Here is a 20324-nt window from a genome sequence, read left to right as displayed (position 1 = left end):
GTCCCGCGACAGCCCCGAGCGGGCTCCGCGGGCGCTTCCTAGGCTGGCCGCTGCTGTCCGACCTCGCCCGCGTCCCGCTGGCTCGAGGCGCAGCGCTGCGAGAAGGGGAGCGCATGATCGAGGCACGAGGCCTGACCAAGAGGTACGGAGCGAAGACCGCGGTCGACGGGATCGACTTCACCGTGGCGCCGGGGAGGGTGACCGGGTTCCTCGGGCCCAACGGCGCCGGCAAGTCGACGACGATGCGGATGATCGTCGGTCTCGACCGGCCGTCCGCCGGCTCGGTGCTGGTGAACGGCCGGCCCTATCGCGAGCACGCCGCGCCGCTCGCCGAGGTCGGCGCCCTGCTCGACGCGAAGGCGACGCACCGCGGCCGGACCCTCCGCGACCACCTGCGCGTGATCGCCGCGACGCACCGCATCCCGCGCTCCCGGGTGGAGGAGGTCATCGAGGTCGTCGGCCTCGGCAGCGTCGCGCGCAAGCGCGTCGGCGGCTTCTCGCTCGGCATGGGCCAGCGGGTGGGCATCGCGACCGCGCTGCTCGGCGACCCGCGGACCCTCCTGCTCGACGAGCCGGTCAACGGCCTCGACCCGGAGGGCGTCCGCTGGGTCCGCGACTTCGTCCGCGCGAAGGCGGCGGAGGGCTGCTGCGTGCTGCTCTCCTCGCACCTGATGAGCGAGATGGCGCAGACCGCCGACCACATCATCGTCCTCGGCCGGGGCCGGATCCTCGCCGACGCCCCGCTGGACGACTTCCTCGCCGAGGCGCGGCCGCGCGTGCGCGTCGAGAGCCCGGACTCGGTGCGGCTCGCCGCGCTCCTCGCCGCCCGCGGCGCCGCGGTCGCCGTCACGGGCGGCGGGCTCGAGATCGAGGGGCTCGAGGCGCCGGTGATCGGCGCGCTCGCCCACGAGGCCGGAGCGGTGCTGCACGCGCTCACCGCGCTGACCCGCTCGCTCGAGGAGGCCTACGTCGCGATGACGGCCGACGCCGTCGAGTACACCGCCGCCCGTCCCCACGGATCCCCGTCCCTCGAAGGAGCCTCCCGATGACCGCGACCGCCCCGAGCCCCGCCCGCGACGCCCCGAGCGGGGTGAGGCTCCGCCTCGACGGGGTCGTCCTCTCCGAGCTGCTCAAGCTCGTCACCGTCCGCTCCACCTGGTGGTCGATCGTCGTCTCGGTGCTCCTCGCGCTCGCTCTGGCCCTGGCCCTCGGCGCCGTCGTCGCGCCGCCGAAGGAGGGCTCCGTCTCCGCGTTCGTCGCGGGCGGCGCGACCCTGCACCTGCAGTTCGTCGGCCTGGTGATCGCAGTACTCGGTGCGCTGTCGCTCGGTGGTGAGTACTCGACCGGGATGATCCGCTCGACCTACACCGCCGTACCGCGCCGGGTCCCGTCCCTCCTCGCCCGCGGGGTCGTCGTGGCCGTCGCGTCCTTCGTGGTCGGCGTGCTCACCTGCGTCGGCTCGTTCGCCGTCATCGGCGGGATGCTCGCGGCGAAGGGCACGCCCACCTCGCTGCTCGACGACGGCGTGCTCGGCAGCCTGCTCGGCGGCGGCCTCTCCCTGGCGGTCATCGGCGCGTTCTCGGTCGCCGTGGCGGCGCTGCTGCGCAGCACGGCGGCCGCCATCGGCCTCTCGGTCGGCGTGCTCTTCGTGCTGCCGCTGCTCGCGAGCATCGCGGGCGGGCTGCTGCAGGCCCAGTGGATCATCGACGTCAGCCCCTACCTGCTCTCGAACCTCGGGCTGGCCCTGTCGAGCGTCCCGAGCGAGGGCTCGGGCGTGGAGCAGATCAGCACGACGTCCGCGCTGCTCGCCAGCGCCGGGTGGCTCCTCGCCGTCTGGGTCCCGGCACTGACGGCGACCCGCGTCCGCGACGTCTGACCGCGGCGCCGGGGTGCGGGGGTCGGCTGGGTACAGTGGAGCGGTGACCCAGCCGACCCTCTCCGACGAGCAGCAGCGGGTGTTCGACCTCATCGAGAACACCCGCGAGCACCTGTTCGTGACGGGCCGCGCCGGTACCGGCAAGTCGACCCTGCTCAACCACCTGAGCTGGAACACCGACAAGCAGATCGTCATCTGCGCGCCGACCGGTGTCGCCGCGCTGAACGTCGGCGGGCAGACGATCCACTCGCTCTTCCGGCTCCCGATCGGGGTCATCGCCGACTCGGACCTCGATCAGCCGCCCGAGCTGCGCAAGCTGCTGAACACCATCGACACCCTCGTCATCGACGAGATCTCGATGGTCAACGCCGATCTCCTCGACGGCATCGACCGCAGCCTCCGCCAGGCGCGGCAGCGTCGGTCCGAGCCGTTCGGCGGCGTCCAGGTCGTCCTCTTCGGCGACCCGTTCCAGCTCGCGCCCGTCCCGGGCGATCCGGAGGAGCGCGCCTACTTCGCCGACCGCTACCGCTCGCTCTGGTTCTTCGACGCGCTGGTCTGGCAGGAGGCGCCGCTGCGGATCATCGAGCTCGGGAGGATCCACCGTCAGAGCGACGAGCGCTTCAAGTGGATGCTCAACGCCGTGCGCTTCGGCATGGTGACCAAGGAGATCGCGGACGTCCTCAACGCCGCCGGCGCGCGCACGCCGCCCGAGAACGACGCGATCACCCTCGCGACCCGCAACGACACCGTCAACCGGATCAACCAGACCGCCCTCGCGCGGCTGAAGGGCCCTGTCAAGACGGCCTCGGCCGAGATCAGCGGCGACTTCGGCGGCCGCGCCTACCCGGCCGATCAGAAGCTCGAGCTGAAGATCGGGGCGCACGTGATGTTCCTGCGCAACGACGCCGAGCAGCGCTGGGTGAACGGCACGATCGGCCGCGTGACCAAGGTCGCCGGCACGGTCTGGGTCGAGGTGGACGGCGAGGTGCACGAGGTCGAGCCCGCGACCTGGGAGCGCTACCGCTACTCCTACTCCGCCGCGACCAAGAAGCTGACCCGCGAGATCGTCGCCGAGTTCGCGCAGTTCCCGCTGCGCCTGGCCTGGGCCGTCACGATCCACAAGTCGCAGGGCAAGACCTACGACTCCGCCGTGGTCGACCTCGGGCAGCGCGCGTTCGCCCCCGGTCAGACCTACGTCGCGCTCAGCCGCATCACGAGCCTCGAGGGGCTCTACCTCACCCGGCCGCTCCGGCCGAGCGACATCATCGTCGACAAGGACGTGCTGCGCTTCATGTCCGAGCGCCGGGCCGAGCCCGCGGCCGTCGCGGAGCCGGAGTCCGCGTCCTCCTGAGCGCCTGAGCGCCCGAGCGCCACGTCAGGCCGCGGCGCGCGAGCCGGCCAGGTCGCGGAACACCGCGGTGGTCAGCCGGTACGCCTCCGCCACCTCGGCGATGACGCGCTCGCGCTCGTCCTCGTCCCAGCCGGCCGCGTCGAGCTGCTCGCGGTAGACCGCGCGGAAGGCGGACGGCGTCGCGATCTCGCCGTAGAGGTAGAAGCCGACGCCGTTGGTCTCGAAGCCGAAGCGCCGCTGGAGCAGCGTGCGGACGATCGAGCAGCCGGACAGGTCGCCGAGGTAGCGGGTGTAGTGGTGCGCGACGAAGCCGCCGCTCCAGCCGCTCGCGACGGTGCGGATCCGCTCGACGTAGGCCGCCGTCGAGGGGAGCGGGGCGATGCGCGAGCGCCAGTCCTCGCCGACCAGGAAGCGCAGGTCCTCCGCGATCGCCGGCAGGCGGGTGAGCTTGGGCGAGATGAAGGGTGCGGCGACCGGGTCGCCCGCCATCGCCTCCGCCACGGCCTCGAGCGCCTCGTAGACGAAGTAGTGCTGCGCGATCATCGCGACGTAGTCGTCCCGGCTGCCGGACCCGGTCATCAGCGCGGTCATGAAGGCCGAGACCTCGTCGTCGGCGCCGGACCGACCGAGGCGCACGTGGAGGGCCTGCGAGAACGGGATGACGTTCGAGACGTTCGACACGGCGGCCTCCTTCGGCGTCTTAGGTTGCCCTTACCTTAGCTCGAAGGCACCGCGGTCGCCAGGGCAGGTCTCAGTGCGAGTGCCCGCTGTCGGTGACCGTCGTCATCATCCCGCCCATGTCGTGCGAGCCCTCGGAGGAGGCGGACAGCGCCGGCGTCGCGAGGGCGGAGACGAGGAGCGCGCCCGCGAAGAGGCCGAGGACCGCGCGCGGGGCCGAGACGGGCCGCTCCACCGTGCGCTGCGAGCGGAGGGTGGCGGCGACGACGGCCGCGGCCACGAGCTGCAGGGCACCCGCCGCGAGAGCCGGCAGGGGATCGCGCAGCAGACCGGCGGCGATCGCGAGGACGAAGCCGGCGACGGTGACGCCGGTGACGGCGAGCGCGGTCCGCGGGAGGACGATCCGGCCGCGGGCGAGGACGACGACGCCCCAGGCCAGCTCCGCGACGCCGAGGGCGGCGAGCGGAAGGGTCCCCGCGTCGAGCTGCCCGGCGGCGAGGGAGAGGTGCACGAGACCGGCGCCGATCCCGGCGAAGGCGGCGTTTCCGCGGGCGACGGTGCTCATCGCGGTCTCCGATCGTGGTGGAGGAGGCAAGAGGAAGAGGCCCCGGATCGACACACCGCATCGTGTCGTCCGGGGCCGTTCGGTCCGTCCGCCGCGGAAAACGGCGGGCCCACGGCGGACGGAGTCTAGGGGGAGCGGACGGATCCGCTCCGGGTCAGGCGGTCGCGGTGCGCGCCCGGGCGCCCTTGTCGGCGGTGAGCCCGACTCCGAGGAGGACGAGCGCGCTGGCGAGGTGCAGGAAGTGATCGGCGGTGTTCAGCGCGAGCACGTTGAGGGCGGTGTTGACCAGGAAGAAGCCGACGACTCCGAGCAGCAGGTAGACCGCGCCGACGGTCGTGTTGACCGTCTTGGCCGCCGAGGTGGTGGAGAGGCCGGCGATCAGCAGTGCGCCGCCGATGAGCAGGTGCGCGATGTTGTGCAGCGGATTGACCTCGAAGATCCCGAGAAGCAGTCCGCCCTCCGTCGCGAGGAACTGGACGCCGCCGGTGACGACGAAGCCGAGCAGTCCGACGACCACGTAGACCGCGCCGAAGAGCGTGGCGAGCAGCCGGTTCGGTGATGTGCGCATGATTCCTCTTCTCCTTCCGGGAAACGCCTCCGCGTCGCTTGTCCCTTCTTCGTAGCAGCCGCTCAGACGGTTTGGATAAGGGGTGGCCGGATCCGGATCCGCGTGGTGACGGGTCACGGTCGGGACACGAAAGCCCCGCGCACGGCCCCCGCCCCGTGCTGCGCGAGACCGCGCCCGTACAGTGGAGGAGTTCCAGCACGCGTCTTCGGGGGGAGTCGAACGGCATGATCGGTGGCCGCAGGCCGACCCGGGTCGGAGCTCTCGTCGTGCCCGCCCTGGTCCTCGCCCTCACCGGCTGCACCGGCGGTGCCGACTCCGTCGTCCCCGATGCGCTGCCCGGGCCCGTGCCCGACGACCTGGCCATCGCCCTCTCCGGCTTCCTCGTCGAGGCGCAGAGCGTCGCCGGGGCTTCCGGTGTGGTCGCAGGCGTCTGGTCGCCCTGGGCCGGCGGCTGGGAGACGGCGATCGGCACGATCGGCGACGAGGCGAACACCCCGGTGACCACCGACGCGCACGTGCGCCTCGGCACCGGCGGCACCGAGGCGATGACCTGCGACGTCGTCGTCGCGCTCGCCGAGAAGGGCACCCTCGACCTCGACGCGGACGTCGGCGACGCGCTCACCTCCCTCCCCGGCATCGAGGGGATGACCCTCCGCCAGCTCTGCTCGCACACCTCCGGCCTCGCCGATTTCCGCTCCGTCCTCTGGCCGACCGTCGTGCAGAACCCCGCCCGCGAGTGGCCCACCCTCGAGCTGATCTCGGCCGCGCAGGTCAGCGCGCCGATCGCCGAGCCGGGCGCCGCCTGGTCCGAGTCCTCCACCGGCCCGCTCCTCGCGGGCGTGGTGGCGACGCAGGCCACCGGTCGCAGCATGCAGTCGCTCTACGACGAGTACGTCGTGCCCCGCTACGGCCTGAGCAGCACCGGCCTCCCCGGCGACTCGGAGCTCGAGCTGCCCGCCCCGGCGATGCTCGGCTTCTCCGCCGCCCTCGATCCGCGCTCCGGCGCCGTCCAGTGCGAGGTCCGCCGCGACCTCTCCGCGGCGTCGCCCTCCTCGCTCGGCGCGGCCGGCGGCGCCGTCACCGATCTCGACGATCTGCGCCGCCTCGCGCAGGGACTCGCGACCGAGCCCGCGGGCGACGCGATGTGGGCCGATCCCGTCCCGCAGGGGCAGGGGCGCGCGGAGTGGCTGCTCGCCGGTCTCGGCGGCCACGAGGCCGGCCCGCTCCGTGGCTTCTCCGGCATCGCGCCGGGCTTCCTCACCGCCGCCTACTCCGACCCGGAGTCGGGGCTGACGGTCGCGGTCGCCTTCAACAGCTCGACCGCCGGCGAGGGCTTCGCCGCCACGACCGCGCGCGCCCTCGCGGCGATCGCGGTCGAGCAGGGGGCGGCGACCGGCGCCGCCGGGCTGCCGCAGCTGCCCTGGACGGCCGACGGCGAGCGCGGCGCGGTGCAGGGCGCGCAGCCGCGCTGCTGAGCCGTCCTACCCTGGGTCCATGCCCATCACTCCCGATACCAAGGACTGGACCTGGGTGCTCGAGCGCCCCTGCCTCGAGTGCGGCTTCGACGCCTCGCTCGTGGAGTCCGACGCCGTCCCCGCGCTGATCCGCCAGAACGCCGCCGCCTGGCCCTACGTCCTCGAGCGCGAGGACGCCGCCGGCCGCCCCGACGACGAGACCTGGTCGCCGCTGGAGTACGCCGCGCACGTGCGCGACGTGCACCGCATCTACCGGCTGCGCCTCGGGCTGATGCTCGAGGGCGACGACCCGCTGTTCCCCAACTGGGACCAGGACGTGGCGGCGGTCGAGGAGCGCTACGACCAGCAGGACCCCGCGGCGGTCGGCCGCGAGCTCGTCGAGGAGGCGGCCCGCATCAGCGACGTCTTCGAGGGGGTCGACGGCCGGCAGTGGCAGCGGCCGGGTCGCCGCAGCGACGGCGCGTCCTTCACGGTCGAGACGATCGCGAAGTACTACCTGCACGACGTCCAGCACCACCTGCACGACGTCCAGGGCTGAGCACCCGGAGCCGGCTCGCCGGGCGGTGCGTCAGCAGTCGATCAGCTGCGGGTTGAGGAAGGACAGGGTCCGCGCGTAGGCGAGCGCGGCGGCGGACGGGCTGACCGACTCCCGCAGTGTGGCGTTCGCGAAGTGCCGCCCGGTGTCCGGGTAGGTGTGCGCGGTGACGGGCGTGCCCGCCTCCTTCAGCCGGCCGACGAACGACTCCGGGTCGTCGCCCTCGGGCCACTCGTCGCTCTGCGCGTAGTGCAGCAGCGTCGGGCAGGGCACCAGCGCGTGCTCCTCCCGGCCGAGGGTCGCGTAGTAGGCGACCACGGCGTCGACGAGACCGGTGGCGGCGACGAGCAGCGCCAGCCGCCCGCCGAAGCCGAAGCCGATGAGGGCGGAGCGGGCAGCGCCGGCGGCCGATCCGGTGCGCACCGCGTCGGCGACCGAGGCGAGGGCGCGGTCCTGCGCGGCCATCGCGGCGAGATCCCTCGCGTCCTCGGCTGCGAGCGTGGCCCAGCCGTCGTAGAGGTCGGGGACGAGCACGTGGTAGCCGTGCTTCGAGACGGCCTCGGCGAACGGCTCCAGCCAGGGCAGCCGGCCGAACACGTCGTGCAGGATCACCACGACGGGGCGACCGGGGTGCCCGTACTCGAGGGCGATGCCCGGAGACGGGATCTGGACGAGCTCGCTCATCCCTCCACCCTGCACCGCGGGACGGCCCGATCGGCCTGTCGGCGCCGATCCCGTCGGCGTGTCGCGGTCCGGGCTCACCGCTCGACGGTGAAACCCTGCTCGGCGCCGTACTCCTCCAGCTCGGCCTGCCAGTCGAGCAGCCCCGCCTGGAGGGTCGTCTCGCCGGTGTAGGCCGTGCCGACGGAGTCGTTGAACACCGCGGCCGCGTAGACCTGGTAGGGGAGGAAGCGGACGTCGTCGGGGGCGTTCTCCGACGCGGTCGCGTACTCCCTGTTGACGGCCTGCCCGCCGAAGTACTCGCTCGGCCGGTCGAGGAACGCGGGCGACTCGGTCGCGGCCCGGTGGGCGGGCCAGAGTCCGGAGTCCCGGATGACGTCCACCCCGTCGCCCGCGGTGGCGTAGGTCAGGAAGTCGACGGCGAGCTCCTTGCTGACGCTGCTCTCGAGCACCGAGAAGCCGCCGCCGCCGTGCTCGGCGGTCACGCTCCCGCCCGGCTCCCACTGCGGCAGCTGCGCCACGCGCCAGTCCCCGGCGGCGTCGGGGGCGCTCTGAGTCAGGGCGGAGGCCATCCAGCTGCCGGCCGGGAGCGTCGCGATCCGGCCCGCCGCGAGCATCTTCCGCCACTCGTCGCTCCAGTCGGCGACCGGGGCGAGCAGCCCGCCGTCGAGCAGGCGCTGCCAGTTCTCGGCGTACCGCGCGGTGCCGGGGTCGGCGAGATCGATGGCGACGGCGGTGCCGTCCACGGAGAAGGGCCGGCCGCCGGCCTGCTGGATGAGGCTATTGGCGAGTCCGGGATTGCCGACGTCGTTGAGGATGTACACCTCCGGGTCCGCCGCGTGCAGCTGCTCCGCGGCGCCGACGTACTCCTCCCAGGTGCCGGGCACCGCCACGCCGAGCCGCTCGAAGACGGCGCGGTTGTAGAACAGCACCATCGGCCCGGAGGCCCAGGGCAGTCCGTAGACGGTGCCGTCCACCTGGGACGCCGCCCACGGCCCCGGCGCGAACTCCTCGGAGAGCTCGTCGGCGCCGAGCGGCCCCAGGTCCGCGAGGGCGCCGGAGAGGGCGAACTGCGGGAGCGCAGTCGAGTCGAGGAAGGCGACGTCCGGACTCCCGGATCCGGCCGCGATCACGTTCTGCAGGGCGGTGTACTGCTCGTCGCCCGTGCCCACGTCGACCACGTCGATCTCGACCCCGGGGTGCTCCTCCTCGTAGAGCTCCGCGACCTCGGGCAGCTGGTCGTCCCAGCTCCACACGAGCAGGGAGTCGTCCTCGGCCTCCGTGCGGTCGGCGCAGCCCGTGAGCGCGGCCGCGAGGGCGGCGACGGCGAGTGCCGCCGCCGGGCGGGAGTGGTGCCGGAGAGACATCGTCGTCCTTCGCTCGATCGTGGTGCCGTCCCGGAAGGGGGAGGCCGTCGCCGATCCTACGAGACTCCCGGTCAGGATGGTTGCCTTACCATGCCCTCATGTCTGCAGATGACGCGCTCGAGGCGATCCCCCCGCCGGACTTCCTCGACGAGCTCCTGGACGAGCTGAGGCTCCGGAGGAGCCACTATGGGGAGATGACCGACGTTCCGCGCCGCCCCTCATTGGCTGACGTGGCACGCCTCGCGGGCGTCGCGCCCGTCACGGCCTCGCGGGTCGCGAACGGGCAGACGAACGTCGTCCCCGCGACGCGGCAGGCCGTCCTGGAGGCGATGCGCACCCTCGGCTACCGGCCGAACAGCGCCGCGCGCGCCCTGAAGAGCGGCTCGTTCCGCACCCTCGGCGTCGCGGTCTTCAGCCTGGACACCCTCGGGATGATGCGGACCGTGGACTCGATCGCCACTGCAGCGGCGGAGGCGGGCTACGCCATCACGCTCGTGCCGGTCTCGGCACCGAGTCAGACCGGGCTCAACGGCGCCTTCACCCGCTTCGGCGAGCTGGCGGTGGACGGCCTCATCGTGGTCGTGGAGACGTACCTGCGGGACACGGCGCAGCTGGTCCTCCCCGAGATCCCCCGGGTGCTCGTCAACGCGGCCGCCGGCGCCCAGGGGCCCGTGGTCGACGCCGACCAGGCGGGCGGTGTCCGGGCCGCGGTGGAGCACCTGCTCGGGCTCGGGCACCGCACGGTGCACCACATCGCGGGCCCGCGCGGCTCCTTCGCCGCCGAGCGCCGGGAGACGGCGTGGCGGGAGGCGCTCCTCGCGGCGGGCGCACCTGTGCCGCCGACCCGCTACAGCAACTGGCGCTCGGACGGCGGCTACCTCCAGGGCGCCGCCCTGGCCGAGACCGGCGACTGCACGGCCGTGCTGGTCTCGAGTGACGAGGCCGCGCTCGGGGTCTACCGCGCCTTCGCGGAGCACGGCCTGCGGATCCCCGAGGACGTCAGCGTGGTGGGCTTCAACGACATCCCGGAGGCGCAGGACTTCTCCCCGCCGCTGACGACCGTCCGGCAGGACTACCGGGCGGTCGGCGCGAAGTGCGTCGAGCTGCTGCTCGACCAGCTCGCGAACGGCGTCAGCGACGACCCCGTCCTCGAGCTCGTGCCGACCTCGCTGATCGTCCGGGCGAGCACCGCGCCGCCCGCGACCCGCTAGGCCGTCGCGCGTGGCCGGCCTCGCCGCGGTGATCGCCGCGCTGGAGCGGACATGGCCGGAGAACCGGGCGGTGAACGTCGTTTTCCACGGCCACAGCGTTCCCGCGGGCTACTTCGCGACGCCCCTGATCGATCGGCGCGCCTCCTACCCGCACGTCGTCGCCGGCCTGCTGGCCGAGCGCCACCCGCACGCCGTCCTCAACGCGATCGTCACCGCCATCGGCGGGGAGCACTCGGAGTCGGGCGCGCTCCGGATGGGCGAGGTGCTCGGCCACCGCCCCGACGTCGTGGTCCTCGACTACGCGCTGAACGACCGGGCGATCGGGCTCGAGCGGGCCGGCCGCGCGTGGGAGTCGATGATCGACCGGACGCTCGAGTCGGGAGTCGTCCCCGTGCTGGTCACGCCCTCGCCGGACCTGACCGCCGACCTGACCGACCCCGCCGACGACCTCGTGCGGCATGCGGAGCAGATCCGCGGACTCGCCGAGCGGGACGGTGTGCTGCTGGCGGACCCGTTCCGGATCTTCTGCGCGATGCACGAGGGCGGCGAGCCCCTGGCCGGTTTGATGTCGCAGGTGAACCACCCGAACGGGCGGGGCCACGCGATCATCGCGGCGGAGATCCTCGCGCTGTTCGCCGAGACGGAGCCGGCGGGGGAGGGGGGTCGGAGCGAGTGACGGGAATCGAACCCGCGCCATCTGCTTGGGAAGCAGAAGTTCTACCATTGAACTACACTCGCGCGGCGCCGCTCGGGCGCATCACGCCATGCTAGCAAGCCCCGCGCCCTAAGCTCGCCTCGTGCTGCTCTCCGATCGCGACATCAAGCTCGAACTCTCCTCCGGCCGCGTCGGGCTCTCGCCGCACGACCCGGCGATGATCCAGCCCTCGTCGGTGGACGTGCGGCTCGACCGCTTCTTCCGGCTGTTCGACAACCACCGCTACCCCTACATCGACCCGGCCGAGGACCAGCCCGAGCTGACGCGCCTGGTCGAGACCCCGGCGGGCGAGGCGTTCATCCTGCACCCCGGCGAGTTCGTGCTCGGCTCGACCTACGAGGAGGTCGCGCTCCCGGACGACATCGCCGCGCGGCTGGAGGGCAAGAGCTCGCTGGGGCGGCTGGGGCTGCTCACGCACTCGACGGCGGGCTTCATCGACCCGGGCTTCACCGGGCACGTCACGCTCGAGCTGAGCAACGTCGCGACGCTGCCGATCATGCTCTGGCCGGGGATGAAGATCGGCCAGATGTGCTTCTTCCGCCTGAGCTCGCCCGCCGAGCAGCCCTACGGCTCGGCGGCCTACCTCTCGCGCTACCAGGGCCAGCGCGGCCCCACCGCCTCGCGCTCGTCGCTGAATTTCCACCGCACCGACGTCTACGGCGACTGACCCCCTCCGCGAGATGCCACTTGTGCACGCGACACGCCGTGAAAGGCGTGCACAAGTGGCATCTCGCGGGGAGGGCTAGCCCTCGGGGTGCGGGGCGAGGTCGGGGGTCGCGCGGTCGAGGTCGGCGGCCTCCTCCTCGGGGCGCGGGGCGATCGTCTCGTCCTCCTCGAGCTCGGGGATGCTCGGCTCGTCGGGGCCGGGGATGCGCGGCGGGACGGAGTGCTCGTCGGAGGCGGTCATGATCGTCCTTCGTTCGGGGTTCGGTGTCGTCGGGGGTCGGTGTCGTCGGGATCGATGTCGTCGGGCGGCGTCCGGAACGGTGGCGCCGCCCGACCGAGAGGGTTCCGGCGGTCAGCTCGCGACGGCGGCGGGCTCGGGGAAGAGCGCGTCGAGCAGGTTCGCGACCCAGTCGATCAGCGCGCGGTCGCCGAGCGGGACGCCGTCGTGCACCGGCATCGGCACGACCACGGCGTTCGCCTGCTGCAGGTACTTCGCGGTCGGGTACATCCGGCGCAGTCGCACCTGGATCGAGTCGGCGAGGTGCGCCGGCGCGACGCGGACGTTCGAGCCCATCGCGACCACGTCGCTGAGGCCGGCGCGCTGCGCCCGCATCCGCAGCCGCGAGACCAGGACGAGGTTCTCCACCGCCTCGGGCAGCTCGCCGTAGCGGTCGGTCAGCTCCTCGACCACGAGGTCGACGCTGCCCTCCTTCGCGGTCGGCGAGGTCGCCGCGGACAGCTTCTGGTACGCCTCCAGGCGCAGCCGTTCGCTGTCGACGTACTCCTCCGGGATCCGCGCGTCGACCGGCAGCTCGAGCCGCAGCTCGGTCTGGCCCTCCGCCACCTCGCCCCGGAAGCCGTCGACGGCCTCGCCGATCATCCGCAGGTAGAGGTCGAAGCCGACGCCCTGGATGTGGCCGGACTGCTCGCCACCGAGCAGGTTGCCCGCGCCGCGGATCTCGAGGTCCTTCAGCGCGATCTGCATGCCGCCGCCGAGGTCGGAGTTGGCGGCGAGCGTCTGCAGGCGGTCGTGCGCGGTCTCCGACAGCGGCTTCATCTCGTCGTAGAGGAGGTAGGCGTAGGCCCGCTCGCGGCCGCGGCCGACCCGCCCGCGCAGCTGGTGCAGCTGCGAGAGGCCGTACTTGTCGGCGCGGTCGACGATCAGCGTGTTCGCGTTCGGGATGTCGAGGCCGGTCTCGACGATGGTCGTCGAGACGAGCACGTCGAACTTGCGCTCCCAGAAGTCGACGATGATCCGTTCGAGCTGCGACTCGCTGAGCTTGCCGTGCGCGACGGCGATGCGCGCCTCCGGCACCAGCTCGGCGAGCTGCGCAGCGACCCGGTTGATCGTCGAGACGCGGTTGTGCACGAAGAACACCTGGCCCTCGCGCAGCAGCTCTCGCCGGATCGCGGCCGAGACCTGCTTCTCCGAGTACGGGCCGACGAAGGTGAGGATCGGGTGGCGCTCCTCCGGCGGCGTCGCCAGCGTCGACATCTCGCGGATGCCGGTGACCGCCATCTCGAGCGTGCGCGGGATGGGCGTCGCGCTCATCGAGAGGATGTCGACGTTCTTCTTCAGCGCCTTCAGCTTCTCCTTGTGCTCGACGCCGAAGCGCTGCTCCTCGTCGATCACGAGGAGGCCGAGGTCCTTGAAGATGATGTTGTCGCTGAGGAGGCGGTGCGTCGCGATGACCATGTCGACGGTGCCGTCGGCGAGGCCCTCGATCGTCTCCTTCGACTCCTTCGCGCTCTGGAAGCGGCTGAGGGCGCGCAGGTGCACCGGGAAGCCGGCGAAGCGCTCCTGGAACGTCTCGAGGTGCTGGCGCACGAGCAGGGTGGTCGGCACGAGCATCGCGACCTGCTTGCCGTCCTGGATCGCCTTGAACGCGGCGCGCACGGCGACCTCGGTCTTGCCGAAGCCCACGTCACCGGAGAGCAGGCGGTCCATCGGGATCGGCCGCTCCATGTCTGCCTTGACCTCGTCGATCACGGTCAGCTGGTCGGGCGTCTCCGCGAACGGGAACGCCTCCTCCAGCTCGCGCTGCCACGGGGTGTCCGGCGGGAACGAGTGCCCACGCGAGGCCATCCGGGCGGAGTAGAGCTTCACCAGCTCGACCGCGATGTCGCGGACCGCGCGGCGCGCCTTGCTCTTCGCCTGCGCCCAGTCGCTGCCGCCCATCTTGCTCAGCGCGGGGGCCTCGCCGCCGACGTACCGGGAGAGGAGGTCGAGCTGGTCGGTCGGGACCAGCAGCTTGTCGCCCGGGAAGCCGCGCTTGCTGGGCGCGTACTCGAGGACGAGGTACTCGCGCCGGGTCTTCACGGCGTTGCGCCCGCCGCTGGAGACCTCGCGCTGCGAGAGCTCGACGAAGCGGCCGATGCCGTGCGTGGCGTGCACGACGAAGTCGCCGGGGCTGAGCTGCAGCGGGTCGACGACGTTCTTCCGGCGCGAGGCGAGCTTCTTCACGGCGCGGGAGTCGTAGCCGACGGTGCGGCCGTAGAACTCCGTGTCGGTGAGCAGCGCGACCTTGGCGCCGTCGACCTCGAAGCCGTGGTCGACGTTGGCCTGGAGCACGTAGGCGAGGCCGGGCTCGAGCTCGGCCGGCAGGTCGGGGACGATGCGCGCGGCGACCTCGTGCTCGGCGAGCACCTGGTCGGTGCGCTCGACGGTGCCTGTGCCGGGGGCGGTCAGCACCACGCTCCAGCCGTCCGCCAGGCGGGCGCGCACGTGCGCGAGGGCGCCCTCGACCGCGCCGCCGAAGCCGGGCACGGGCTCGCCGTCGACGCGGACAGCGAGGATCTCGTCGATCCCGAGGTCCTCCGGCAGCACCGCGGCCTCGCCGGCGGCGGGACCCTGGCGGAAGGTGCTCATCGTCCACCACGGGTGGTCGGGGGTCTCGGCGCCGGGGGCGCTGAACTTCACGGCGTCGCGGAGGGCGCCGAGCGAGATGAACTCGCCGGACGCCAGGTCGATCGGGGCCTCGGCGCCGGCGGTCGCGGCGCTCCACGCGGCCTGGAGGAACTCGCGGTTCGTCTCGGCGAGGCTGATCGCGCGCGTGGCGACCCGCTCGGGGGCGAGCACGGCCACCGCGGCGCCGGCCGGGAGGTAGTGCGAGATCGGGACGAGGCGCTCCAGCAGCGCGGGGGCGAGCGACTCCATCCCCTCCACCGGGATGCCCTCGGCGATCTTCGCGAGCATCGCGGAGAGGCTCGGGAACTCGTGCAGCATCTCCCGGGCGCGCTGCCGGACGGCCGGCACGAGCAGCAGCTCGCGGCTCGGCGGCAGCACGACGGAGTCGGCCTCCCCCGGCAGCGAGCGCTGGTCGGCGACGGAGAAGCCGCGGATCGAGTCGACCTCGTCGCCGAAGAAGTCGATGCGGCTCGGGTGCTCGGCCACAGCCGGGAAGACGTCGAGGATGCCGCCGCGGACCGCGAACTCTCCGCGCCGGGTGACCATGTCGACCCGCGAGTAGGCGAGGTCGACCAGCTCGGACGAGATCCGGCCGAGGTCGTAGCCGCGGCCGCCCTTGACCAGGCGGATCGGCGCGATGTCGGCGAGGTTGTCGGCGACCGGCTGCAGCGCGGCGCGCACCGAGGCGACGACGACGAGCGGCTTCTCACCGGACCAGGTCTTCATCCGGCGCAGGGCGTCGAGGCGGCGGCCGACGATCTCGGCGCTCGGGCTGAGGCGCTCGTGCGGCAGCGTCTCCCACGCCGGGAACTCGACGACCTCGGCGTCCGGCAGGACGCAGCTGAGAGAGGCGCGGACGTTCTCGGAGTCGCGGCCGGTCGCGGTGACGACGAGCGCGGCCTGCGGACGGTCGGCCTCGGCGCGGCGCTCCAGCAGGCCCGCCAGCAGGGGGACGCGGAGGCCGTCGGCCACGGAGAAATCGGCGTCGCGGATCGCGAACGCGAGAGCGTCGTCGAACGTGGAGGCGCGCGCGAGCGCCGAGATGATCCGGTTGAGAGGCACCGGAGGAGTTTACTGCCGACCTCCGACACCGGCCTCGGCCGGTGTCGGACGTCGGTCCACGCCGGTCCCTGCCCGGCGCGGCGCGGTCGGGTCGGGCGCGGGGTGCGTTCCGCAGAGCGTCCTGCGTTCGGCTCTTCGAAATCGCTTGGCACGCGATTTCGAAGTCGCCTTCGGGGCGGTCGGCTGGTCTGCCGGGTGCTGGATCTTGATCCGTCAGGAGTGGTCGGCTGGGAGTAGCTGAGGCGACCGTTCTTGACGGATGGGTCCGCGTTCAGGACAGGGGCGACGCTCGGAGGGCGCGTCGCCGCCTGCCGGGCGCCCACTGCATGCTGATCGAGTAGGGCGCGCAGCGGCCGTATCGAGATCCTCCGGGCTGAGGACGCCGGGTCTCGATACGCCCCTGCGGGGCTACTCGACCAGCATGATCCGCGCAGCGGCCCGTAGCGGGATCCGGCGCTACGGGGTCGTGTGGACCTTCAGCTGGGCGGCCTGGAGGCCGGCGTCGGCGATGAGCTCGACGGCGTCGGCGGCGTCGGCGATCAGGATCGGCAGGTTCTCGCGCTCGGGGCCCGCGAAGTCCTTGAGGACGAAGTCGGCGGCGGGCTGGCGGCCGGGCGGGCGGCCGATGCCGACGCGCACGCGGAGGAAGTCGGCGCCGTCGGTCGCGGCGAGGATGTCGCGGATGCCGTTGTGGCCGCCGTGGCCTCCGCCGTTCTTGAGGCGCAGGGTGTCGAACGGGATGTCGAGCTCGTCGTGCACGACGATCAGGCGCTCGGGCGCGAGGGAGTAGAAGTCGAGCAGCTGCGCGGTCGGGCCGCCCGAGAGGTTCATGAAGCTGTTCGGCTTGCCGAGGATCAGCTTCGGTCCGCCGGGGCGGAGGAAGCCCTCGGCGACCACGGCGTTCGCGCGGTTGTGTCGGCGGAACGAGCCGCCGATCCGGGTCGCGAGCTCGTCGAGCACCATCTGCCCGACGTTGTGCCGGTTGCGCGCGTACTGCGCGCCCGGGTTGCCCAGTCCGACGACCAGCCAGGTCTCGCCCATCTCGTTCCCTCTTCTCGATGCGCTCAGCAGCGACGTCTTCCGCGGGGCGCAGCCCCCGGACGCGGAACGGGCCCGCTCGCGATCGCGGCGGGCCCGTCCGTGCGGGTGGTGCTCCGACTACTCGGCGGCCTCGGTGGGCTCGGCCGGCGTGGTGGGCTCGCCCTCCTCGCCCAGGTCCTGCTCGACCTCCTCGGTGACGTTCACGATGAGCGCCTCGGGGTCGGTGAGCAGCGTCGCGCCCTCGGGGAGGGTGACGTCGGCGGCGGTGATCTGCGTGCCGGCCTCGAGTCCCTCGACCGAGACGACGACGTTCTGCGGGATCTTCGTGGCGTCGACCTCCAGCGAGAGCGTGTTCGCCTCGGTGGAGACGAGCGTGCCGGGAGCGGCCTCGCCCTCGACGTGCACGGGGATGTCGACCGAGACCTTCTCGCCGAGACGGATGACCGCGAGGTCGATGTGCTCGATGATCTGGCGGACCGGGTCGCGCTGGATGTCCTTGACCAGCGACGTCTGGGCGACGCCCTCGATGTCGAGCTCGAGGATCGCGTTCGCCTTGCGGGTCAGCAGGAGGATCTGGTGGCCGGGCAGCGTGACGTGCACGGGCTCGGTGCCGTGGCCGTAGAGGACCGCGGGGATCTTGTTCTGGGCGCGGATCTTGCGGGCCGCTCCCTTGCCGAACGAGGTGCGGACCTCGGCGACGACCTTGTTGGTGAGTTCTGCCATGGTGTTCTCCTGGACGGCGCCGTGCGCCGCCTGCTCGGGTCCCGGCCTGGGGCCGCGGACGGGGTTTCGACTCGAACGCGTGTCTGCGTGAGGAAAGGTCCGCGGCGCTCCTTCCGGAGCTCCACCTGGTTCCACCGCGTCGATCACGGATGCACGGGGCATCCCTCGCCGAAGTTCAGCTGCCCACCCTACCGGCCGCGCGGCCGAGCCGCCACCCGCGGGCGCCCCTACCGCGCCCCCAGCCGGGCTGGCTAGCGTGCGGGCATGACTTCTGACGACTTCGGCTCCTACGTCGAGAAGAACGGCTTCCACCGCGACACCAACTACATCCCGACCCGCATCACCGCGGACGGCCGCGACGGCTACCCGGTCGAGGCGGGCCGCTACCGGCTGGTCGTCTCGCGCGCCTGCCCGTGGGCGAACCGCGCCGTGATCGTCCGCCGCCTGCTCGGCCTCGAGGACGCGCTGTCGATGGGCATCTGCGGACCGACGCACGACAAGCGCAGCTGGACCTTCGACCTCGACCCGGGCGGCGTCGACCCGGTGCTCGGCATCCCGCGCCTGCAGGACGCGTTCCTCGCGCGCTTCCCCGACTACCCGCGCGGCATCACGGTGCCGGCGATCGTCGACATCCCCACCGGCCAGGTCGTCACCAACGACTACCCGGTGATGACGCTCGACTTCTCGCGGGAGTGGACGGAGTTCCACCGCGAGGGCGCGCCCGACCTGTACCCGGAGGAGCGCCGCGACGAGATCGACGAGGTCGCGGAGCTGGTCTTCCAGGACGTCAACAACGGCGTCTACAAGTGCGGCTTCGCCGGCTCGCAGAAGTCCTACGAGCGGGCGTACGACGCACTCTGGGCGCGACTCGACTGGCTGGAGGAGCGCCTCAGCACGCAGCGCTACCTCGTCGGCGCCACGATCACCGAGGCCGATGTCCGCCTCTTCACGACGCTCGCCCGCTTCGACGCCGTCTACTACAGCCACTTCAAGGCCAACCGGAACCTGCTCTCGGCGATGCCGGCCCTCTGGGGCTACGCCCGCGACCTGTTCGCGACCCCGGGGTTCGGCGACACGATCGACTTCACGCACATCAAGTCGCACTACTACGAGGTGCAGCGCGACATCAACCCGACCGGCGTCGTGCCGAAGGGCCCGGACCTGTCCGGCTGGCTCGTCCCCTCGCACCGCGAGGAGCTCGGCGGCCGCCCCTTCGGCGACGGCACCCCGCCCGGCCCGCCGATCCCCGCCGAGGTCGTCCCCGAGGGCCACGGCGCCTGAAGTCTGAACGGCCGTGCGCGCTGAGTTCCACCTCCGTGCACGGCCGCTCCCGGCTGCGCGTCCGACCCCGGCGCTAGCCTGGATCCGTCAACCCTGAACGTGTACGTCGAGGAGAACCGTGTCTGACCAGCCCACCGCCACAGCCAACATCGGAGTCGTCGGTCTGGCGGTGATGGGCTCGAACCTGGCCCGCAATCTCGCCAGCCGCGAGGGCAACACCGTCGCCGTCTACAACCGCTCCTCCGGGCGCACCGAGACGCTGATCACCGAGCACCCCGAGGCCGGCTTCGTCGCCTCGGAGACCATCGAGGCCTTCGCCGCCTCACTGAAGACCCCGCGCACCGCGATCATCATGGTCCAGGCCGGCCGCGGCACCGACGCCGTGATCGAGCAGCTGACCGCCGCGTTCGAGCCGGGCGACATCATCGTCGACGGCGGCAACGCGCTGTTCACCGACACCATCCGCCGCGAGAAGACCGTCCGCGAGACCGGCATCCACTTCGTCGGCACCGGCATCTCCGGCGGCGAGGAGGGCGCGCTCAAGGGCCCGTCGATCATGCCCGGCGGCTCGGTCGAGTCGTACAAGACCCTCGGCCCGATCCTCGCCTCGATCGCGGCGGTCGCCGAGGGCGAGCCCTGCGTCACCCACATCGGCACCGACGGCGCCGGCCACTTCGTCAAGATGATCCACAACGGCATCGAGTACGCCGACATGCAGCTCATCGCCGAGGCCTACGACCTGCTCCGCACGGTCGGCGGCCACGAGCCCGCCGCCATCGCCGACGTCTTCGACGCCTGGAACAAGGGCGACCTCGAGTCGTACCTCATCGAGATCACCGCCGAGGTGCTCCGCCAGGTCGACGCCGACACCGGCAAGCCCTTCCTCGACATCGTGCTCGACCAGGCCGGCTCGAAGGGCACCGGAGTCTGGACCGTGCAGAACGCGCTCGACCTGGGCGTGCCCGTCGGCGGCATCGCCGAGGCCGTCTTCGCCCGCGCCGTCTCCTCCAAGCCCGCGCAGCGCGCCGCCGTGCAGAAGCGCGTCACCTCGCGCCCCACGCCCGTCGCCCTCTACGACGGCTTCGAGGACGACGTCCGCGCCGCCCTCTACGCTTCGAAGGTCGTCGCCTACTCGCAGGGCTTCGACGCGATCATCGCCGGCGCCGAGAAGTACGGCTGGGAGATCGACAAGGGCGCCGTCGCGAAGATCTGGCGCGCGGGATGCATCATCCGCGCTCAGTTCCTCAACCGCATCGTCGACGCCTACGCCGAGAACGCGGAGATCACGACGCTGCTCGAGGACCCGTACTTCGCCGAGGCCGTCGCCAACGGCGAGGCCGCCTGGCGCCGCATCGTCTCCACCGCCGCGCTCTCGGGCGTGCCGATCCCCGGCTTCGGCGCCGCGCTGTCGTACTACGACTCGCTCGCCTCCGAGCGACTGCCCGCCGCCCTCGTGCAGGGCCAGCGCGACTTCTTCGGCGCGCACACCTACCAGCGCGTCGACAAGGAGGGCACCTTCCACACGCTGTGGTCGGGCGACCGCACCGAGGTCGAGCAGGACCCGTCCACGCACTGACCCGCGGCAGCACCGCCTGGCAGCAGGCCTGCAGAAGGCGCCCCC

General features: G+C 72.5%; 19 protein-coding genes and 1 tRNA gene. 10 read left to right on the top strand and 10 right to left on the bottom strand.

The window, feature by feature from the left end:
• Positions 1 to 113 precede the first annotated feature (113 nt).
• From MT350_RS10875 to MT350_RS10865, 3 genes are read left to right on the top strand one after another with little or no spacing between them, the layout of a single operon-like run.
• Positions 114 to 1049, top strand: a complete 936-nt coding sequence (locus MT350_RS10875) for an ABC transporter ATP-binding protein (protein WP_243600423.1) — start codon at positions 114 to 116, stop codon at positions 1047 to 1049.
• Entirely contained in the window at positions 1046 to 1876 is an 831-nt protein-coding gene (locus MT350_RS10870; protein WP_243600424.1) for an ABC transporter permease, read from the top strand. The genes MT350_RS10875 and MT350_RS10870 overlap by 4 nt, the downstream gene beginning before the upstream one ends.
• A gap of 43 nt (positions 1877 to 1919) precedes the next feature.
• On the top strand, positions 1920 to 3227 hold the full coding sequence (locus MT350_RS10865; RefSeq protein ID WP_243615899.1) for an ATP-dependent RecD-like DNA helicase: 1308 nt from the start codon (positions 1920 to 1922) through the stop codon (positions 3225 to 3227).
• Positions 3228 to 3251: 24 nt separating this feature from the next.
• Here the strand turns inward: MT350_RS10865 and MT350_RS10860 are convergent, their stop codons facing one another.
• The 3 genes from MT350_RS10860 to MT350_RS10850 all read right to left on the bottom strand — a co-directional run bounded on the left by MT350_RS10860 (position 3252) and on the right by MT350_RS10850 (position 5038).
• A complete protein-coding gene (locus tag MT350_RS10860) occupies positions 3252 to 3908 on the bottom strand; it encodes a heme oxygenase (biliverdin-producing) (RefSeq protein ID WP_243600425.1) in 657 nt (218 codons plus the stop codon).
• 70 nt (positions 3909 to 3978) lie between these two features.
• Positions 3979 to 4470, bottom strand: coding sequence for a hypothetical protein (locus tag MT350_RS10855; RefSeq protein WP_123734874.1), 492 nt, complete (start codon positions 4468 to 4470; stop codon positions 3979 to 3981).
• Positions 4471 to 4624: 154 nt separating this feature from the next.
• Positions 4625 to 5038 (bottom strand): DUF4383 domain-containing protein, encoded by a 414-nt coding sequence (locus MT350_RS10850; RefSeq protein WP_123734875.1) that lies wholly within the window; start codon positions 5036 to 5038, stop codon positions 4625 to 4627.
• Between the two features lie 266 nt (positions 5039 to 5304).
• On the opposite strand from MT350_RS10850, the gene MT350_RS10845 reads away from it, so the two are divergent.
• Both MT350_RS10845 and MT350_RS10840 read left to right on the top strand, forming a co-directional pair.
• On the top strand, positions 5305 to 6513 hold the full coding sequence (locus tag MT350_RS10845) for a serine hydrolase (protein WP_243600427.1): 1209 nt from the start codon (positions 5305 to 5307) through the stop codon (positions 6511 to 6513).
• A gap of 19 nt (positions 6514 to 6532) precedes the next feature.
• Entirely contained in the window at positions 6533 to 7051 is a 519-nt protein-coding gene (locus MT350_RS10840; RefSeq protein ID WP_132434862.1) for a DinB family protein, read from the top strand.
• A gap of 30 nt (positions 7052 to 7081) precedes the next feature.
• Here MT350_RS10840 and MT350_RS10835 read toward each other — a convergent pair whose 3' ends face one another.
• Positions 7082 to 7732, bottom strand: a complete 651-nt coding sequence (locus MT350_RS10835) for a dienelactone hydrolase family protein (protein ID WP_123734878.1) — start codon at positions 7730 to 7732, stop codon at positions 7082 to 7084.
• 74 nt (positions 7733 to 7806) lie between these two features.
• A complete protein-coding gene (locus tag MT350_RS10830; protein WP_243600428.1) occupies positions 7807 to 9096 on the bottom strand; it encodes a sugar ABC transporter substrate-binding protein in 1290 nt (429 codons plus the stop codon).
• A gap of 98 nt (positions 9097 to 9194) precedes the next feature.
• Here MT350_RS10830 and MT350_RS10825 point away from each other — a divergent pair, with 98 nt between their 5' ends.
• Positions 9195 to 10307: a LacI family DNA-binding transcriptional regulator gene (locus MT350_RS10825; RefSeq protein WP_243600429.1), complete on the top strand. Its 1113-nt coding sequence runs from the start codon at positions 9195 to 9197 to the stop codon at positions 10305 to 10307.
• A 10-nt stretch (positions 10308 to 10317) separates the two neighbouring features.
• The gene (locus tag MT350_RS10820; RefSeq protein WP_243615898.1) at positions 10318 to 10983 is read left to right on the top strand and encodes an SGNH/GDSL hydrolase family protein; all 666 of its coding nucleotides are present in this window, start codon (positions 10318 to 10320) and stop codon (positions 10981 to 10983) included.
• Here the strand turns inward: MT350_RS10820 and MT350_RS10815 are convergent.
• Positions 10975 to 11045 (bottom strand) — tRNA-Gly (locus MT350_RS10815). The two genes, MT350_RS10820 and MT350_RS10815, sit on opposite strands and share 9 nt — an antisense overlap.
• Positions 11046 to 11104: 59 nt before the next feature.
• Between MT350_RS10815 and dcd the strand changes: the two genes are divergently transcribed.
• On the top strand, positions 11105 to 11689 hold the full coding sequence (dcd, locus tag MT350_RS10810; protein WP_123444853.1) for a dCTP deaminase: 585 nt from the start codon (positions 11105 to 11107) through the stop codon (positions 11687 to 11689).
• A 75-nt stretch (positions 11690 to 11764) separates the two neighbouring features.
• On the opposite strand, the gene MT350_RS10805 is transcribed toward dcd, so the two are convergent.
• The 4 genes from MT350_RS10805 to MT350_RS10790 all read right to left on the bottom strand — a co-directional run bounded on the left by MT350_RS10805 (position 11765) and on the right by MT350_RS10790 (position 17422).
• Complete coding sequence (locus MT350_RS10805) at positions 11765 to 11929, bottom strand: hypothetical protein (protein WP_159422277.1); 165 nt, start codon at positions 11927 to 11929, stop codon at positions 11765 to 11767.
• A gap of 111 nt (positions 11930 to 12040) precedes the next feature.
• Positions 12041 to 15658, bottom strand: coding sequence for a transcription-repair coupling factor (gene mfd, locus MT350_RS10800; RefSeq protein WP_243598501.1), 3618 nt, complete (start codon positions 15656 to 15658; stop codon positions 12041 to 12043).
• A 456-nt stretch (positions 15659 to 16114) separates the two neighbouring features.
• Positions 16115 to 16699, bottom strand: a complete 585-nt coding sequence (pth, locus tag MT350_RS10795; protein ID WP_123737724.1) for an aminoacyl-tRNA hydrolase — start codon at positions 16697 to 16699, stop codon at positions 16115 to 16117.
• A gap of 117 nt (positions 16700 to 16816) precedes the next feature.
• Positions 16817 to 17422 (bottom strand): 50S ribosomal protein L25/general stress protein Ctc, encoded by a 606-nt coding sequence (locus MT350_RS10790; protein ID WP_123447622.1) that lies wholly within the window; start codon positions 17420 to 17422, stop codon positions 16817 to 16819.
• A 264-nt stretch (positions 17423 to 17686) separates the two neighbouring features.
• On the opposite strand from MT350_RS10790, the gene MT350_RS10785 reads away from it, so the two are divergent.
• Together MT350_RS10785 and gndA are read left to right on the top strand one after the other, a co-directional pair.
• Positions 17687 to 18703, top strand: coding sequence for a glutathione S-transferase family protein (locus MT350_RS10785; protein ID WP_243615897.1), 1017 nt, complete (start codon positions 17687 to 17689; stop codon positions 18701 to 18703).
• A 118-nt stretch (positions 18704 to 18821) separates the two neighbouring features.
• The gene (gene gndA, locus MT350_RS10780) at positions 18822 to 20279 is read left to right on the top strand and encodes an NADP-dependent phosphogluconate dehydrogenase (RefSeq protein ID WP_123447624.1); all 1458 of its coding nucleotides are present in this window, start codon (positions 18822 to 18824) and stop codon (positions 20277 to 20279) included.
• Positions 20280 to 20324 lie beyond the last annotated feature (45 nt).

The organism is Rathayibacter sp. VKM Ac-2928 (assembly GCF_022815545.1).
Lineage (GTDB): Bacteria > Actinomycetota > Actinomycetes > Actinomycetales > Microbacteriaceae > Rathayibacter > Rathayibacter festucae.
The sequence above is the reverse complement of the archived record's forward strand: the minus strand, read 5'-3'. Positions and strand labels throughout refer to the sequence as shown.

What these genes read in the sequence shown, in the direction of transcription:
- MT350_RS10855 (WP_123734874.1), bottom strand. Translation starts at nt 4,470, where the DNA reads ATGAGCACCGTCGCCCGCGGAAACGCCGCCTTCGCCGGGATCGGCGCC.
- MT350_RS10835 (WP_123734878.1), bottom strand. Translation starts at nt 7,732, where the DNA reads ATGAGCGAGCTCGTCCAGATCCCGTCTCCGGGCATCGCCCTCGAGTAC.
- MT350_RS10830 (WP_243600428.1), bottom strand. Translation starts at nt 9,096, where the DNA reads ATGTCTCTCCGGCACCACTCCCGCCCGGCGGCGGCACTCGCCGTCGCC.
- MT350_RS10785 (WP_243615897.1), top strand. Translation starts at nt 17,687, where the DNA reads ATGACTTCTGACGACTTCGGCTCCTACGTCGAGAAGAACGGCTTCCAC.
- MT350_RS10850 (WP_123734875.1), bottom strand. Translation starts at nt 5,038, where the DNA reads ATGCGCACATCACCGAACCGGCTGCTCGCCACGCTCTTCGGCGCGGTC.
- MT350_RS10870 (WP_243600424.1), top strand. Translation starts at nt 1,046, where the DNA reads ATGACCGCGACCGCCCCGAGCCCCGCCCGCGACGCCCCGAGCGGGGTG.
- MT350_RS10790 (WP_123447622.1), bottom strand. Translation starts at nt 17,422, where the DNA reads ATGGCAGAACTCACCAACAAGGTCGTCGCCGAGGTCCGCACCTCGTTC.
- MT350_RS10875 (WP_243600423.1), top strand. Translation starts at nt 114, where the DNA reads ATGATCGAGGCACGAGGCCTGACCAAGAGGTACGGAGCGAAGACCGCG.
- MT350_RS10840 (WP_132434862.1), top strand. Translation starts at nt 6,533, where the DNA reads ATGCCCATCACTCCCGATACCAAGGACTGGACCTGGGTGCTCGAGCGC.
- pth (WP_123737724.1), bottom strand. Translation starts at nt 16,699, where the DNA reads ATGGGCGAGACCTGGCTGGTCGTCGGACTGGGCAACCCGGGCGCGCAG.
- MT350_RS10805 (WP_159422277.1), bottom strand. Translation starts at nt 11,929, where the DNA reads ATGACCGCCTCCGACGAGCACTCCGTCCCGCCGCGCATCCCCGGCCCC.
- MT350_RS10825 (WP_243600429.1), top strand. Translation starts at nt 9,195, where the DNA reads ATGTCTGCAGATGACGCGCTCGAGGCGATCCCCCCGCCGGACTTCCTC.